Here is a 17,518-nt window from a genome sequence, read left to right as displayed (position 1 = left end):
TGTCGACCAAAAATCGACGGCACCGCAGATATTTCTGCGGTGCCGTCTTGTGGAGGGTTTGGAAAGGACTAGACCGGGGGCAGCGCCGGTACCGCACCGGCGGCCGCCGGCAACGCGCCGGCCGCACCCGCGGCGGCAGGAAGAGCGCCTGCGGCCGCACCCGGTAGGGCACCCGCGGCACCCGGCAGGGCACCCGCGGCACCCGGGAGGGCACCCGCGGCACCCGGGAGGGCGCCCGCGGCACCCGGCAGAGCGCCCGCAGCGCCCGGCAGCGCACCCGCGCCACCGTGCATACCCTGCGTGATGGCCGGCATCACCAAGCCCTTGAGCAGGTCGATCGCCTGGCCGGCACCCAGCTGGTTGGCGGCTTGCATCACGTCGTTGACCAGACCGCCACTGGCACCGCCGGTGCCCGATCCGCCGCCCAGGCCGGTGCCGCCGCCGATCGGCGACGCGTTACCGAACGTCGACGGGTCGCCCAGGATCGGGTAGGTACCACCGGCGCCCGGGTCCAACCCGGCCCCGGAGTCGATCGGCACCTCGCTCGGCGACACCGCCGGCCCACCCAGGCCCGGCGAAACTCCGGCCGGGCTGGTCAGTCCGGGATTGGACAGCGCCGGGTTGAGCCCGGCACCCGGAGTCGCGACACCGCCGCCGGGGGTGGTGGGCAACGCGCCGGGAGCGGTGAGTCCGGGCGTCAATGGCGCCGCACCGGGGCTCGTCAACCCCGGGCTCGTCAAGCCGGGGCTGGCCAGACCGGGACTGGTCAAGCCGGGGCTGGCCAGACCGGGACTGGTCGCGCCCGGATTGGTCAGGCCCGTCGTCCCCAGTCCGGGGGTCCCGAGGCCCGGAGTGCCCAGGCCGGGGCTGGCGAGACCCGGCGTGGCGGTCGCGCCCCCGTTCAACGCAGGTATCGGGGGCATGTTGATCCCGAATTGCGACAGCCCCTGCGACAGGGCGCCCATCAGCTCACCGGGCAGGTCGCTCATCACCGCGGCCTGCTTGAACTCGTGGTGCTCGGGCGCCTTGTTGCCGGCGGTCGACTCGTAGACAAGGAAGTATGCGCAAGGACTCGCCACTGCCAGGGCGGCAACCGCGCTCATGGCTGTTGAGAGCTTGCGTCGGCGTCGGTTCGGCACGGAAGTCTCCTCTATCTGACTATGTGTTGTGTCGGCGCGTCCCGCCGGTCCTAGCTGGTGGGAATCACACAAAGTCGATGGTACGAGTGGTGATCCTGTTACTAGAGTGGTGATATTGAATCGTGAGGCAATTGCGACCCCGACTGTGATCGCGGATCCGCGGCGCCATTAACGGCGTCGTCGCAAGCCGAGCCCGCCGCATGGCCTCGCCAAATGGGTTAGGGCCACGCGGTCGGATACCCTAAGCAACCGATGACCGCTCGTTTCGATCTTTTCGTCGTCGGCTCTGGATTCTTCGGACTGACCATTGCCGAGCGCGTGGCTACCCAGCTCGGGAAGCGCGTACTTGTCGTGGACCGCCGCCCGCACATCGGCGGCAACGCCTACTCAGAAGCCGAGCCGACCACCGGCATCGAGGTGCACAAGTACGGCGCCCACCTGTTCCACACCTCCAACAAGAGGGTGTGGGACTACGTGCGGCAGTTCACCGAGTTCACCGACTACCGCCACCGCGTCTTCGCGATGCACAACGGGCAGGCCTACCAGTTCCCCATGGGGCTCGGCCTGGTGTCGCAGTTCTTCGGCAAGTACTTCACCCCCGACGAGGCGCGCCGGCTCATCGCCGAGCAGGCCGCCGAGATCGACACGGCCGACGCGCAGAACCTCGAGGAGAAGGCGATCTCGCTGATCGGCCGCCCGCTCTACGAGGCCTTCGTCAAGGGTTACACCGCCAAGCAGTGGCAGACCGACCCCAAGGAGCTGCCGGCCGCCAACATCACCCGGCTGCCGGTGCGCTATACCTTCGACAACCGCTACTTTTCCGACACCTACGAGGGGCTGCCCGTCGACGGTTACACGGCCTGGCTGCGCAACATGGCCGCCGACGACCGCATCGAGGTCAGGCTGGACACGGACTGGTTCGACGTGCGCGACCAACTGCGCGCGGACAGCCCCGACGCGCCGGTCGTCTACACCGGGCCGCTGGACCGCTACTTCGACTACGCCGAGGGCCGGCTGGGCTGGCGCACGCTGGATTTCGAGCTGGAAGTGCTGCCCATCGGGGACTTCCAGGGCACACCGGTGATGAACTACAACGACCCCGACGTGCCCTACACCCGCATCCACGAGTTCCGTCACTTCCACACCGAGCGCGACTATCCGACCGACAAGACCGTGATCATGCGGGAGTACTCGCGCTTCGCCGAGGACGACGACGAGCCCTACTATCCGATCAACACCGAGTCCGACCGCGCCCTGTTGGCCGCCTACCGGGCTAGGGCGAAGGCCGAGACCGCGTCGTCCAAAGTGCTGTTCGGCGGCCGGCTGGGCACCTACCAATACCTGGATATGCACATGGCCATCGCCAGCGCCTTGAACATGTACGACAACGTTCTCGCGCCGCACCTGCGTGACGGCGCATCCCTGACGGAAGCCCAGAACAAAGAGGAAGGCGCGCGCTAATGTCCGCCGTGAGCCTGCTGTCCCGGATCATCCTGCCGCGTCCCGGCGAGCCGCTCGACGTGCGCAAGCTCTACCTGGAGGAGTCGACGACGAACGCCCGGCGCGCGCACGCGACCAGCCGTACGTCGTTGGAGATCGGCAAAGAGTCCGAGGTGTCGTTCGCCACCTACTTCAACGCGTTCCCGGCCAGCTACTGGCGGCGCTGGTCGATCTGTCAGTCCGTGGTGCTGCGGGTCGAGCTGACCGGAACCGGGCGCGTCGACGTCTACCGCACCAAGGCCACCGGGGTGCGAATCTCGGTGCAGGGCCGCCAATTCGTCGGCACCGACGAGCAGCCGGCCGTCGTCGAGATCGAGGTGCCGCTGCGGCCGTTCGAGGACGGCGGCTGGATCTGGTTCGACATCACCACCGACACCGCGGTCAACCTCATCAGCGGCGGCTGGTACGCGACCGAGCCCGCGCCAGGCACGGCCAACATCGCCGTCGGCATCCCCACCTTCAACCGCCCCGCCGACTGCGTCAACGCGCTGGCCGACCTCACCGCGGATCCCTTGGTGGACAAGGTGATCGGTGCGGTCATCGTCCCCGACCAGGGCACCCGCAAGGTGCGCGACCACCCGGACTTCGCCGCAGCGGCCGCGGGCCTGGGCAGCCGGCTGTCTATTCACGACCAGCCCAACCTCGGCGGTTCCGGCGGCTACAGCCGGGTGATGTACGAGGCGCTGAAAAACACCGACTGCCAACAGATCCTGTTCATGGACGACGACATCCGCATCGAGCCGGACACGATCCTGCGGGTGCTGGCGCTCAACCGGTTCGCCAAGACGCCCACGCTGATCGGCGGGCAGATGCTCAACCTGCAGGAGCCGTCACACCTGCACATCATGGGCGAGGTCGTCAACCAGGCGAACTTCATGTGGACCGCCGCGCCGCACGCCGAGTATGACCACGACTTCGCCAAGTTCCCGTTGAACGACAAGAACGATCGCAGCGCGCTGCTGCACCGGCGCATCGACGTCGACTTCAACGGCTGGTGGACGTGCATGATTCCGCGGCAGGTCGCCGAGGAGCTGGGCCAGCCGCTGCCGCTGTTCATCAAGTGGGACGACGCCGAATACGGTCTGCGCGCCGGCGAGCACGGCTACCCGACGGTCACGCTGCCCGGCGCCGCGATCTGGCACATGGCCTGGAGCGACAAGGACGACGCCATCGACTGGCAGGCCTACTTCCACCTGCGCAACCGGCTGGTGGTGGCGGCGCTGCACTGGGAGGGTGACATCACCGGCCTGGTCCGCAGCCACCTCAAGGCGACCTTGAAACACCTTGCCTGCCTTGAGTATTCGACGGTCGCCATTCAGAACAGGGCCATCGACGACTTCCTCGCCGGCCCGGAGCACATCTTCTCGATCCTGGAATCGGGTCTGCCGGAAGTGCATCGGCTGCGCAAGGAATACCCGGACGCCGTCGTGCTGCCGGCGGCCAGCGAATTGCCGGCGCCGTCGCACAAGACCAAGGCGATGAAGCCGCCGGTGAACCCGGTCTCGATCAGCTACCGGCTGGCCCGCGGCATCCTGCACAACATGACCAAGGCCGACACCGAATCCCACATCCGGCCCGAGTTCAACGTGCCCACCCAGGATGCGCGCTGGTTCCGGCTGTGCACGGTCGACGGCGTGACGGTCACCACGGCGGACGGCTGTGGCGTGGTCTACCGGCAGCGGGACCGGCGAAAGATGTTCTCGCTCTTGTTCGCATCGCTGCGCCGTCAGCGTCAGTTGCTCAGCCGCTTCGACGAGATGCGCCGGGTGTACCGCGACGCCCTGCCGGTGTTGTCCAGCAAGCAGAAGTGGGAGACGGCGTTGCTGCCAGCTGCAGAACATGCATGAGGCCGCCGCTACACAGGCGCCCCGCGGCGAGGTGCCCGCGCTGGTCGCCGTCCAGGCGGCGCTGAGCGATCGTCCCGGGGCGCTCCCCACCGCCCGAGCGCTGTCCCACTTCGGCGAGCACAGTCTCGGCTGGGTGGTCGTCGCCGCGCTCGGCGCGCTGCTGTCACCGAAGCGGCGCCGCGACTGGCTGGTGGCCGGGGCCGGCGCGTTCGCCGCGCACGCCGCCGCCGTCGTCGTCAAGCGGATCGTGCGCCGCAAGCGGCCGCATGATCCCGCCATCGCGGTGAACGTCGGCACGCCCAGCCAGCTGAGTTTCCCGTCCGCACATGCCACTTCGACCACCGCCGCGGCCATCCTGATGGGCCGGACCACCGGCCTGCCGCTGCCCGCGGTCCTGGTGCCCCCGATGGCCTTGTCGCGGATGCTGCTGGGCGTGCACTACCCCAGCGACGTCGCCTTCGGCATCGCCCTGGGCGCCGTCGTTGCGGCGCTCGCGCGCCGTGCACGAGAGGTGTGGCTGGATGAGTGAGGACGTCGTGACCCGGCCGCCGGGCAACCTGATCACCGGGGTGATCAAGGCGATCCGGCCCCGCCAGTGGGTGAAGAACGTCTTGGTGCTGGCCGCACCGGTGGCCGGGCTGGGCAGCGGCATACGGTACGACTACGGGCAGATGCTCACCCAGGTGGGGCTGGCGTTCGTGGTGTTCAGCCTGGGGGCGTCGTCGGTGTATCTGGTCAACGACGTCCGCGACGTCGAGGCCGATCGCGAGCACCCCACCAAGAGATTCCGCCCGATCGCGGCGGGCGTGGTGCCCGAGTGGCTGGCCTACCTCCTGGCGGTGCTGCTGGGTGCGGCCTCGCTGGGCATCGCATGGCTGGTGACGCCGAACCTGGCGCTGGTGATGGCCATCTACCTCGCCATGCAGCTGGCGTACTGCTTCGGCCTCAAACACCAAGCGGTGCTTGACATTTGCATCGTGTCGTCGGCATACCTGCTGCGCGCCATCGCCGGCGGCGTGGCGACGGAAATCCCACTGTCCCAATGGTTCCTGCTGTCGGCCGCGTTCGCGTCGCTGTTCATGGTGGCCGGCAAGCGCTACGCCGAGCTGCAGGTCGCCGAGCGCACCGGCGCCAAGATCCGCAAGTCGCTGGAGAGCTACACCAGCACCTATCTGCGATTCGTCTGGACGATGTCGGCGACCGCGGTGGTGATCTGCTACGGCCTGTGGGCGTTCGAGCGCGACCACCACTCGGGGTCCTGGTACGCGGTGTCGCTGGTCCCGTTCACCATCGCGATCCTGCGCTACGCGGTCGACGTCGACGGCGGCCTGGCCGGTGAACCCGAAGACATCGCGCTGCGGGACCGGGTGCTGCAGCTGCTGTTCCTGGCGTGGATCGCGACAGTCGGAGCCGCCGTTGCCTTCGGTTAGCCCCGAACTGCAGGCTCTCAAAGCGCGCATGATGCGCAGCCGGCCGGTGCTCAGGCGGCCCGGCTGGCCCGTGTTTCCGTACACCACCATGGTGCGGGTCAGCCTGTGGATCAGCGTGGCGGTGGTCGCCGTGCTGTTCGGCTGGGGGAGCTGGCAGCGGCGGTGGATCGCCGATGACGGCCTCATCGTGTTGCGCACCGTGCGCAACCTGCTGGCCGGCAACGGCCCGGTGTTCAACCAGGGTGAGCGGGTAGAGGCCAACACCTCCACCGCCTGGACCTACCTGATGTACGTGGGGAGCTGGGTCGGCGGCCCGTTGCGCATGGAGTATGTGGCGCTCGCGCTGGCGCTGGTGCTTTCGGTGGCGGGCATAGCGCTGCTGATGCTGGGCGCCGCGCGGTTGTATGCGCCGAGCCTGCGCGGCCGCAAGGCGATCATGTTGCCCGCCGGTGCGCTCGTCTACATCGCGCTGCCGCCCGCGCGGGACTTCGCCACCTCCGGGCTGGAGAGCGGCCTGGCCCTGGCCTATCTCGGGTTGCTCTGGTGGATGATGGTCTGCTGGGCCCAGCCGGTGCGCAACCGCGCGGATAACAAGGTGTTCGCCGGCGCGCTGGCCTTCGTCGCCGGGTTCAGCGTGCTGGTGCGCCCGGAGCTGGCCCTCATGGGCGGCCTGGCGCTGATCATGATGCTGATCGCGGCTCGGACCTGGCGCCGCCGCGCATTGGTCGTGGTGGCCGGGGGCTTCGTCCCGGTCGCCTACGAAATCTTCCGGATGGGCTATTACGGCCTGCTGGTGCCCGGCACCGCGCTGGCCAAGGACGCGGCCGGGGACAAGTGGTCGCAGGGCATGATCTACCTGTTCAACTTCGACGCGCCCTACGCGGTGTGGATCCCCCTGGTCCTGCTGGTGCCGCTGGGGGCGCTGCTGTTCGCCGCGCGACGCCGGCCGTCGTTTCTGCGCCCCGCGCTGGCGCCCGACTACGGCCGCCTGGCCCGCGCCGTGCACAGCCCGCCGGCGGTGGTGGCGTGGGTGCTGGTCAGCGGTCTGCTGCAGGCCCTGTACTGGATCCGGCAAGGCGGCGACTTCATGCACGCGCGGGTGCTGCTGGCGCCGCTGTTCTGCCTGCTGGCTCCCGTCGCCGTCGTCCCGATCGCCATCCCCGACGGCCAGGACTATTCGCGGGAGACCGGTAACTGGGTCGCCGGCGCCGCGGGCGCGCTCTGGCTGGGACTGGCCGGATGGGCGCTGTGGGCGGCGAATTCGCCGGGCATGGGCGACGACGCCACCCACGTCACCTATTCCGGGATCGTCGACGAGCGCCGCTTCTATGCCCAGGCCACCGGTCACGCGCATCCGCTGACCGCCGCGGACTACCTGGGTTACCCACGGATGGCGGCCATCCTGACCGCCCTCAACAACACTCCCGACGGCGCGTTACTGCTGCCGTCGGGCAACTACATCCAATGGGACCTGGTGCCGCAGGCTCAGCCTGCGGCGGGTGATAAGTCACCGCAAAAACCGCAGCACGCCGTGTTTTTCACCAACCTCGGCATGGTGGGCATGAACGTCGGGCTCGACGTCCGGGTCATCGACCAGATCGGTTTGGCGAATCCGCTTGCGCAGCACACGGAACGGCTCAAGCACGGCCGCATCGGGCACGACAAGAACCTGTTTCCCGACTGGGTGATCGCCGACGGTCCCTGGGTGAAGGTGCCGCCGGGGATTCCGGGCTACCTGGATGCGCAGTGGGTCGCAGAGGCCGTCGCGGCGCTGCAGTGCCCCGACACGAAGGCGGTGCTCAGCTCGGTGCGCGCCCCGATGACCCCGCACCGATTCCTGTCCAATCTGGTGAATTCCTTCCGTTTCACCGGATATCGGATCGATCGGGTGCCGCGCTACGAACTGGCGCGATGCGGGCTGCCGATACCCCCGGAGGCACCGCCTCCACCGCGCGAGTAAGCGTCGCGCAGAAGAAATTTCGGTACATCCCGAACAAATCACATCCCGCCCGCCGCGAAAAAATGCTAGCAACATCACAATTGGCCTCTCACCAGCCCGCAATGACGATCAAGCACATGTTGAAAGCGCGCCTCTTAGACACATGTTTTAATTGAAAACCGCTGGGTACGAGGGTTGCTCGGCGGTCGGCGCCGCCGCCTCGATGCGACCGAACGCCATAAGGTGTGGTTGACTACACGAGCACTGCCGCGCCTGTGCGCTGGCAGGTTCGATCCAATCAAGCAAGAAGCGCCCGATCGGTGCAATGCGCCGAGAGGCCGCAAGAAGGATGAGGAAGCAAGGATGACGCTTGTCGACAGATTGCGCGGCGCCGTGGCGGGTATGCCGCGCCGGCTCGTCGTGGCGGCCGCTGGTGCGGCGCTGCTCTCGGGCCTGATTGGCGCCGTCGGAGGCTCGGCGACCGCCGGGGCCTTCTCGCGCCCGGGTCTGCCGGTGGAGTACCTGCAGGTTCCGTCCGCCGGGATGGGCCGCGACATCAAGATCCAGTTCCAAAGCGGTGGCCCGAACTCCCCGGCGTTGTACCTGCTCGACGGTATGCGTGCGCAGGACGACTTCAACGGCTGGGACATCAACACCCCGGCGTTCGAGTGGTACAACCAGTCGGGCATCTCGACGGTCATGCCCGTCGGTGGCCAGTCCAGCTTCTACTCCGACTGGTACAAGCCCGCCTGCGGTAAGGCCGGCTGCGTCACCTACAAGTGGGAGACCTTCCTGACCACCGAGCTGCCGGCGTACCTGGAGAGCCAGAAGCAGGTCAAGTCCACCGGCAGCGCCGTGGTCGGCCTGTCGATGGCCGGTTCGTCCGCGCTGATCCTGGCCGCCTACCACCCGCAGCAGTTCATTTACGCCGGCTCGCTGTCGGCGCTGCTGGACCCGTCGCAGGGCATGGGCCCGTCGTTGATCGGCCTCGCCATGGGTGACGCCGGTGGCTACAAGGCCGCCGACATGTGGGGTCCGAAGGAAGACCCGGCCTGGGCGCGCAACGACCCGTCGCTGCAGGTCGGCAAGCTGGTCGCCAACAACACCCGGATCTGGGTGTACTGCGGTAACGGCAAGCCGTCCGACCTCGGTGGCGACAACCTGCCCGCCAAGTTCCTCGAGGGCTTCGTGCGGACGTCCAACCTGAAGTTCCAGGACGCCTACAACGGGGCCGGTGGCCACAACGCGGTGTGGAACTTCGACGCCAACGGCACCCACGACTGGCCCTACTGGGGCGCGCAGCTGCAGGCGATGAAGCCTGACCTGCAGTCGGTGCTGGGCGCCACCCCGGGTGCGGGTCCGGCCACAGCCGCCGCGACCAACGCCGGAAACGGCCAGGGCACCTAACCAACGCCAAGCAAGACGACCAGCGGCGGGAACCCTTCGGGGTTTCCGCCGCTGGCCGTTGGCGCCTGTGACGTGTTTCACTACCCCGCGGGCGGGGGAACTAAGCCGCTGGCTAATGTGCTTTCAGCGACTAGACGATGGAGGGTGGACATGACGGTCGGGCGGGGTATGTCAGCGCTGCTGCGGTTGTTCTGCGTAGCCGTACTCGCGGTCGGGTTGGCCTTCGCGCTGCAGCCCGCCGCAACCGTCGGCAAAGCCCGCGCGGCGGGCTACGAAAGCCTGATGGTTCCCTCGGCGGCGATGGGCCGCGACATCCCGGTGGCCTTCCTCGCCGGCGGACCGCATGCCGTCTACCTGCTGGACGCCTTCAATGCGGCCCCGGACGTGAGCAACTGGGTCACCGCCGGTAATGCGATGAACACCCTCGGCGGCAAGGGCATCTCGGTGGTAGCCCCGGCCGGCGGCGCCTGGAGCATGTACACCAACTGGGAGCAGGACGGCAGCAAGCAGTGGGACACCTTCCTGTCCAGCGAGCTGCCCGATTGGCTGGCCGCCAATAAGGGCCTCGCCCCCGGCGGCCACGCCGCCGTCGGCGCCTCGCAGGGCGGGTACGGCGCGATGGCGCTGGCCGCTTTCCACCCCGACCGCTTCGGCTTCGCCGGATCGCTGTCCGGGTTCCTCTACCCGTCGAGCACCAACTACAACGGCGCCATCCTGGCCGGCCTGCAGCAGTTCGGCGGCATCGACGGCAACGGCATGTGGGGCGCCCCGCAGCTGGGCCGCTGGAAGTGGCACGACCCCTACGTGCACGCCTCGTTGCTGGCGCAGAACAACACCCGGGTGTGGGTGTGGAGCCCGACCAACATGGGCGGCGACGACGCCGCCATGATCGGCCAGGCGGGCGCGGCGATGGGCAGTTCCCGGGAGTTCTATCAGCAGTACCGCAGCAACGGCGGACACAACGGCCACTTCGACTTCCCCGGCGGCGGCGGCAACGACTGGGGCTCGTGGTCGGGGCAGCTCGGCGCGATGTCGGGCGACATCGTCGGCGCCATTCGGTAGCGGCGATCGCGAGCGCGGCGACGCCGGGCGCTGCGGGTCGGCGCCATTCGGTAGCGCCGATCGCGAGCGCGGCGACGCCGGGCGCTGCGGGTCGGCGCCATTGATGTAGCGCGTCGCTGGCCAAAAGCGCATTCGGCAAAGCCGGTACCGTGTAGGGGGTGCAGCAGGGGTCGGGAGGACCGCGTAGCTGCGATCCACCGACTCTGCTGGCAGGAGAACATGGCTAAAAGCGCGCGGCGTAAGCGTCAACGCACCCTCGCTTGGATCGCCGCCCTGTCCGTGGCCGCCGTCGTCCTGTTGGGCATCCTGGCCGCTGTCACCCTGCTGCGCGGCCACAACTCCGAGCCCAGCGCGGTGCCGACCGGGGTGCTGCCTCCGTCGTCGACCACCACGCACCCGCACAAGCCGCGGCCCGCCTCGCAGGACGCGTCGTGCCCCGATGTGCTGCTGGTCAACGTGCCCGGCACGTGGGAGTCGGCGGTCGCGGACGACCCCGGCAATCCGACGCAATTCCCCAACGCGTTGCTGCACAAGGCGACCGCCAGCCTCACCCAGCAATTCCCGTCGTCGCGGCTGCAGGCCTACACCACCCCGTACACCGCGCAGTTCCACAACCCGCTGAGCGGCGACACCCAGATGTCCTACAACGCCAGCCGCGCCGAGGGCACCCGCGCGACCGTTCAGGCGATGACCGACATGAACACCAAGTGCCCGCTGACCAGTTACGTGCTGATGGGCTTTTCGCAGGGCGCGGTGATCGCGGGTGACATCGCCAGCGATATCGGCAACGGCCGCGGACCCGTCGACGACGACCTGGTGCTGGGTGTGACATTGATCGCTGACGGTCGCCGCCAGATCGGCGTCGGCAACGACATCGGCCCCAACCCGCCGGGACAGGGCGCCGAGGTCACCCTGCACGAGGTGCCCATCCTGTCCGGGATGGGCCTGACCATGACCGGCGCGCGCCCGGGTGGTTTCGGCGACCTCAACGACAAGACCAACGAGATCTGCGCGCCCGGCGACCTGATCTGCGCAGCTCCGGAGGAAGCTTTCAGCATCGCCAACCTGCCGGCCACGCTGAACACCTTGGCCGGCGGGGCCGGTCAGCCGGTGCACGCCCTGTACGCCACGACGCAGTGCTGGAGCATCGACGGGGCGCCGGCAACCGACTGGACGCTGAACTGGGCTCACGGCCTGATCGCAAATGCGCCACAACCAAAACACGGATGATCAACGGCGGTGGGACACAAGCCTCAGGTGGCGGTTGACGGTAGCGAACAGCGGTACCTTGTGATTTGGTCTGCCGTAGGCAGGCCCGTAACATTAAGAGGAATTTAAGAGCTATCGGACCTTCGTCGCGCACCCAGTCGGGGTCGATGGTGGCTGGGCTGGCACATGGCCGGCGTTGCCCATCGGGTGCCGTGCGAGGTCCGGCGCGCGTGCGTAGACATGTAACCGTCGGCTCAGCCGGCTGAAGAACGAAGCCGTCGGCGGAGCCGACCAAGGAACACAGCGTCGGCCGAGCCGACCGAAAACAGGTGCGACAGGAGAGCGGAATGCCCTACCACAACCCGTTCATCGTGAATGGAAAGATCAAGTTCCCGGACAACACCAACTTGGTCAAGCACGTTGAGAAATGGGCGAGGGTGCGTGGCGACAAGCTCGCCTACCGGTTCGTCGACTTCTCCACCGAACGCGACGGTGAATACCGCGACATCGTGTGGCGCGACTTCAGCGCCCGCAACCGGGCCGTGGGCGCCCGCCTGCAGCAGGTCACCCAGCCGGGCGACCGCATCGCCGTGCTCTGCCCGCAGAACCTCGACTACCTGATCGCGTTCTTCGGCGCCCTGTACGCCGGCCGGATCGCGGTCCCGTTGTTCGACCCCGCCGAGCCGGGTCACGTCGGGCGCCTGCACGCCGTCCTCGACGACTGCACCCCCTCGACGATCCTGACCACCACCGACGCCGCCGAGGGCGTCCGCAAGTTCATCCGCGCCCGGTCGGCCAAGGAACGGCCCCGCGTCATCGCCGTCGACGCCGTCCCCAACGAGGTCGCCGCGACGTGGGAGCCGCCGGAGGCCGACGAGGAGACCATCGCCTACCTGCAGTACACCTCCGGCTCCACCCGGACCCCGACCGGCGTGCAGATCACCCACCTCAACCTGCCCACCAACGTGTTGCAGGTACTCAACGGGCTGGAAGGCAAGGAGGGCGACCGCGGTCTGTCCTGGCTGCCGTTCTTCCACGACATGGGGCTGATCACCGCGCTGCTCTCGCCGGTGCTGGGCCACAACTTCACCTTCATGACGCCGGCCGCCTTCGTGCGCCGGCCGGGCCGGTGGATCCGGGAGATGGCCCGCAAGCCCGAGGACGATCCCGACAGCGAGGTCTTCACCGTCGCGCCGAACTTCGCGTTCGAGCACGCGGCGGTGCGCGGGGTGCCCAAGGAGGGCGAGCCGCCGCTGGACCTGAGCAACGTCAAGGCCATCCTCAACGGCAGCGAGCCGGTGTCCCCGGCGTCGATGCGCAAGTTCTACGAGGCCTTCGCGCCGTACGGCCTGCGGGAGACCGCGATCAAGCCGTCCTACGGCCTCGCCGAGGCGACGCTGTTCGTCTCCACCACGCCGATGGACCAGGCGCCCACGGTCATCCACGTCGACCGTGACGAGCTGAACAAGCAGCGCTTCGTCGAGGTGCCCGCCGATTCGCCGAAGGCCGTTCCGCAGGTTTCCGCCGGCATCATCGGCGTTGACGAATGGGCCGTCATCGTCGACCCGGAGACCGCGAGCGAGCTGCCGGACGGCCAGATCGGCGAGATCTGGCTGCACGGAAAGAACCTGGGCACCGGCTACTGGGGCAAGGAAGACGAGACCAACGACGTCTTCCGCAACATCCTCAAGTCGCGGATCAGCCAGTCGCACGCCGAGGGCGCCCCGGACGACGGCACCTGGGTCAAGACCGGCGACTACGGCACCTACCACAAGGGCCACCTCTACATCGCCGGCCGCATCAAGGACCTGGTCATCATCGACGGCCGCAACCACTACCCGCAGGACCTCGAGTACTCGGCGCAAGAGGCCAATAAGGCGCTGCGCACCGGCTACGTGGCCGCCTTCTCGGTGCCGGCCAACCAGCTGCCGAAGGAAGTCTTCGACAACCCGCACACCGGCATCAAGTACGACCCCGACGACGTCTCCGAGCAGCTGGTGATCGTCGCCGAGCGCGCGGCCGGCTCGCACAAGCTGGACTACCAGCCCATCGCCGACGACATCCGGGCGGCCATCGCCGTGCGCCACGGCGTGACGGTCCGCGACCTGCTGCTGGTGCAATCGGGCACGATCCCGCGCACCTCCAGCGGCAAGATCGGGCACCGCGCCTGCCGCGCGGCCTACCTCGACGGCAGTCTGCGAAGCGGCGTCGGTTCCCCGACGGCCTTCGCCAAGTCCACTGACTGAATCTCTGAGGACCATGGCTGACACTGAGCACCCCGAAAACGACACTCCGGGCGGGGAGGTGCCCGCCGCGCCCCCCGCTAAGGGGACCGACATGACCGTGCCCGAGATGCGCGAATGGCTGCGCAACTGGGTGGGCCGGGCCGTCGGGAAGCCTGCCGACGAGATCGACGAGTCGGTGCCGATGGTCGAACTCGGCCTGGCGTCGCGCGACGCCGTGGCCATGGCCGCCGACATCGAGGACCTGACCGGGGTCACCCTGTCGGTCGCGGTCGCCTTCCAGCACCCGACCATCGAATCGCTGGCCACCCGCATCATCGAGGGCGAGCCCGAGGTGGCCGACGACGAGCTCGACGGCGCCGACTGGACGCGCACCGGTCCCGCCGAGCGCGTCGACATCGCGATCGTGGGCCTGTCGACCCGGTTGCCCGGCGACATGAACTCCCCGGACGAGACGTGGGCGGCGCTGATGGAGGGCCGCGACGCGATCACCGACCTGCCCGAGGGCCGCTGGTCGGAATTCCTCGAGGAGCCGCGCATCGCCGAGCGGGTCAGCACCGCGCGCACCCGGGGCGGGTACCTGAAGGACATCAAGGGCTTCGACTCGGAGTTCTTCGCCGTCGCCAAGACCGAGGCCGACAACATCGACCCGCAGCAGCGGATGGCGCTGGAGCTCACGTGGGAGGCGCTCGAGCACGCCCGCATCCCGGCGTCGAGCCTGCGCGGCGAGGCGGTCGGCGTGTACGTCGGCTTCTCCAACAACGACTACCAATTCCTGGCGGTGTCGGACCCGACGGTCGCGCACCCCTACGCGATCACCGGAACGGCCAGCTCGATCATCGCCAACCGGGTGTCCTACTTCTACGACTTCCGCGGTCCCTCGGTGGCGCTGGACACCGCCTGCTCGAGCTCGCTGGTGGCGACGCACCAGGCGGTGCAGGCGCTGCGCAACGGCGAATGCGACGTGGCCGTCGCGGGCGGTGTCAACGCGCTGCTCACCCCGCTGGTGACGCTCGGTTTCGACGAGATCGGCGCGGTGCTTTCTCCCGACGGCCGGATCAAGTCGTTCTCCTCGGACGCCGACGGCTACACCCGCTCCGAGGGCGGCGGCATGTTCGTGCTCAAGCGGGTCGACGACGCCCGCCGCGACGGTGACCAGATCCTGGCCGTCATCGCCGGTAGCGCGGTCAACCACGACGGCCGGTCCAACGGGCTGATCGCCCCCAACCAGGACGCCCAGGCCGAGGTGCTGCGCCGGGCGTACAAGGACGCCGGAATCGACCCGCGCACCGTCGACTACATCGAGGCGCATGGCACCGGCACCGTCCTGGGCGACCCGATCGAGGCCGAGGCGCTGGGCCGCGTCGTCGGGCGCGGCCGCCCGGCCGACCGCCCGGCGTTGCTGGGCGCGGTGAAAACCAATGTGGGACACCTGGAGTCGGCGGCCGGTGCGGCCAGCCTGGCCAAGGTGGTGCTGGCGCTGCAGCACGACAAGCTGCCGCCGTCGATCAACTTCGCCGGCCCGAGCCCCTACATCGACTTCGACGGCATGCGCTTGAAAGTCGTTGACAGCGCGAGCGATTGGCCGCGATACGGCGGTTACGCGCTGGCCGGGGTGTCCAGCTTCGGCTTCGGTGGGGCCAACGCGCACCTGGTGGTGCGCGAGGTGTTGCCCCGCGACGTGATCGAACGCGAGCCCGAGCCGCATGCCGAGGTAATCGCTCCGGCGGCCGCCGGCGAAGACCCCGCCGAGGCGCCCACGCTGGAAAGCCACTCGCTGCGGTTCGACGACTTCGGCAACATCATCCCCGACGCCTCGGAGGCGGTGGAGGAAGAATACGAGCTGCCCGGCCTCACCGACGAGGCGCTGCGCCTCAAAGCGATCGCGGCCGAAGAGCTTGCCGCGCAAGAGGAATCGGAACCGACCAAGCCGCTGATCCCGCTCGCGGTGTCGGGATTTTTGACCTCGCGCAAGAAGGCCGCCGCCGCCGAGCTCGCGGACTGGATGGAAAGTCCGGAAGGCCAGGCGTCGTCGCTGGAATCGATCGGCCGGTCACTGTCGCGGCGCAACCACGGCCGCTCGCGCGCGGTGGTGCTGGCCCACGACCACGAAGAGGCCATCAAGGGCCTGCGGGCGGTCGCCGAGGGCAAGCAGAAGCCCAACGTGTTCAGCACCGACGGGCCGGTCACCAGCGGCCCGGTCTGGGCGATGGCCGGTTTCGGTGCGCAGCACCGCAAGATGGGCAAGAACCTGTATCTGCGCAACGAGGTTTTCGCCGAATGGATCGAGAAGGTCGATGCGCTGATCCAGGACGAGCGGGGTTACTCGGTGCTCGAGCTGATCCTCGACGACTCCCACGAGTACGGCATCGAGACCTCCAACGTCGTCATCTTCGCGATCCAGATCGCGCTGGGCGAGCTGCTCAAGCACCACGGCGCCAAACCCGCTGCGGTGATTGGCCAGTCGCTCGGTGAGCCCGCGTCGGCCTACTTCGCCGGCGGCCTGTCGCTGCCCGACGCGGCCCGCGTGATCGCGTCACGCTCGCACCTGATGGGCGAGGGCGAGGCCATGCTGTTCGGCGAATACATCCGCCTGATGGCGCTCGTCGAGTACTCCGCCGACGAGCTCAAAACCGTGTTCGGTGACTTCCCCGGCCTGGAGGTGTGCGTCTACGCCGCGCCCAGTCAGACCGTGATCGGCGGTCCGCCCGAGCAGATCGACGCCATCGTCGCCCGCGCCGAGGCCGAGGGCCGCTTCGCCCGCAAGCTGCAGACCAAGGGCGCCGGGCACACCTCGCAGATGGACCCGCTGCTCGGGGAGTTCTCCGCGGAGCTGCAGGGGATCGCGCCGATGAGCCCGACCGTCGGCATCTTCTCGACGGTGCACGAGGGCAGCTACATCAAACCCGGCGGCGAGCCGATCCACGACGTCGCCTACTGGGTCAAGGGAATGCGGCACTCGGTCTACTTCACCCACGGCGTGCGCAACGCCGTCGACAGCGGCCACACCACCTTCCTGGAGCTCGCGCCCAACCCGGTGGCGCTGATGCAGATCGGCCTGACCACCGCCGCCGCGGGATTGCATGATGCCCAACTGATTCCGACGCTGGCCAAAAAGCAGGACGACGTCGAGTCGATGATCTCGGCCATGGCCCAGCTCTACGTCCACGGTCATGATCTGGACATCCGCACGCTCTTCACCCGTGCCCAAGGGCCAGAGGACTACGCGAACATCCCGCTGACCAAGTTCAAGCGCAAAGAGCACTGGCTGGACGTGCACTTCTCCGGCGACGGCTCGGTGATCATGCCGGGCACCCACGTCGCGCTGCCGGACGGGCGCCACGTCTGGGAGTACGCGCCGCGCAACGGCGAGACGGACCTGGCAGCGTTGGTGAAATCCGCTGCGAAACAAGTCCTTTCGGACGCGCAGCTGGTGGCGTCCGAGCAGCGCGCGGTGCCCGGTGCGGGCGCGCGGCTGGTGACGACCATGACCCGGCACCCGGGCGGCGCCTCGGGTGCCTCGACCGCGGCGGTCGTGGTCGGCGCGGCGATGGCCGCACCTGCGCCCACCGCGGTGGGCAACGCCGCCACGCTCTGACCGGCCCGCGATACCAGCGCGTCGTAGACCAGGGTGAAGGACTCGTCGATGCGGGCGTGCACCTGGACCGAGGCGCCGCCCGGGTGCCGGGTCATGGTCGTCACCAGCCGCGCGCCCGCACCGGGCACCGCGCGCTGCTCGGAC

General features: G+C 68.6%; 10 protein-coding genes and 1 pseudogene. 10 read left to right on the top strand and 1 reads right to left on the bottom strand.

Going from position 1 to position 17,518, the window contains the following annotated elements:
* Positions 1–68: 68 nt before the first annotated feature.
* Complete coding sequence (locus A5622_RS17165) at positions 69–1,139, bottom strand: PirG (protein ID WP_197508039.1); 1,071 nt, start codon at positions 1,137–1,139, stop codon at positions 69–71.
* 252 nt (positions 1,140–1,391) lie between these two features.
* Here A5622_RS17165 and glf point away from each other — a divergent pair, with 252 nt between their 5' ends.
* The 10 genes and pseudogenes from glf to A5622_RS17115 form a co-directional block, all read left to right on the top strand.
* Entirely contained in the window at positions 1,392–2,600 is a 1,209-nt protein-coding gene (gene glf, locus A5622_RS17160; RefSeq protein ID WP_066880196.1) for a UDP-galactopyranose mutase, read from the top strand.
* A complete protein-coding gene (locus A5622_RS17155; RefSeq protein ID WP_066873112.1) occupies positions 2,600–4,486 on the top strand; it encodes a glycosyltransferase in 1,887 nt (628 codons plus the stop codon). The genes glf and A5622_RS17155 overlap by 1 nt, the downstream gene beginning before the upstream one ends.
* Complete coding sequence (locus A5622_RS17150) at positions 4,479–5,015, top strand: phosphatase PAP2 family protein (protein ID WP_197508038.1); 537 nt, start codon at positions 4,479–4,481, stop codon at positions 5,013–5,015. Before A5622_RS17155 ends, A5622_RS17150 begins: the two co-directional genes overlap by 8 nt.
* Positions 5,008–5,916, top strand: coding sequence for a decaprenyl-phosphate phosphoribosyltransferase (locus A5622_RS17145; RefSeq protein WP_066873110.1), 909 nt, complete (start codon positions 5,008–5,010; stop codon positions 5,914–5,916). The genes A5622_RS17150 and A5622_RS17145 overlap by 8 nt, the downstream gene beginning before the upstream one ends.
* Positions 5,903–7,876, top strand: a complete 1,974-nt coding sequence (aftB, locus tag A5622_RS17140; RefSeq protein WP_304441482.1) for a terminal beta-(1->2)-arabinofuranosyltransferase — start codon at positions 5,903–5,905, stop codon at positions 7,874–7,876. The genes A5622_RS17145 and aftB overlap by 14 nt, the downstream gene beginning before the upstream one ends.
* A 342-nt stretch (positions 7,877–8,218) precedes the next feature.
* Complete coding sequence (gene ag85A, locus A5622_RS17135) at positions 8,219–9,262, top strand: diacylglycerol acyltransferase/mycolyltransferase Ag85A (protein WP_066873104.1); 1,044 nt, start codon at positions 8,219–8,221, stop codon at positions 9,260–9,262.
* A 150-nt stretch (positions 9,263–9,412) separates the two neighbouring features.
* Positions 9,413–10,324, top strand: coding sequence for an esterase family protein (locus A5622_RS17130; protein WP_066873101.1), 912 nt, complete (start codon positions 9,413–9,415; stop codon positions 10,322–10,324).
* Positions 10,325–10,543: 219 nt separating this feature from the next.
* Positions 10,544–11,554, top strand: coding sequence for a cutinase family protein (locus A5622_RS17125; RefSeq protein WP_066873099.1), 1,011 nt, complete (start codon positions 10,544–10,546; stop codon positions 11,552–11,554).
* Between the two features lie 326 nt (positions 11,555–11,880).
* Positions 11,881–13,779 carry a long-chain-fatty-acid--AMP ligase FadD32 gene (fadD32, locus tag A5622_RS17120; RefSeq protein WP_066873097.1) on the top strand — a complete coding sequence of 633 codons (1,899 nt, stop codon included), beginning with the start codon at positions 11,881–11,883 and terminating at the stop codon, positions 13,777–13,779.
* 91 nt (positions 13,780–13,870) lie between these two features.
* Positions 13,871–17,290, top strand: a pseudogene (locus tag A5622_RS17115) (beta-ketoacyl synthase N-terminal-like domain-containing protein); the annotation flags it as partial.
* Between the last annotated feature and the right edge of the window lie 228 nt (positions 17,291–17,518).

The organism is Mycobacterium sp. 1245801.1, from assembly GCF_001673055.1.
Classification (GTDB): Bacteria; Actinomycetota; Actinomycetes; order Mycobacteriales; family Mycobacteriaceae; genus Mycobacterium; species Mycobacterium europaeum_A.
This window is presented reverse-complemented; position numbering and strand designations above follow the sequence as displayed.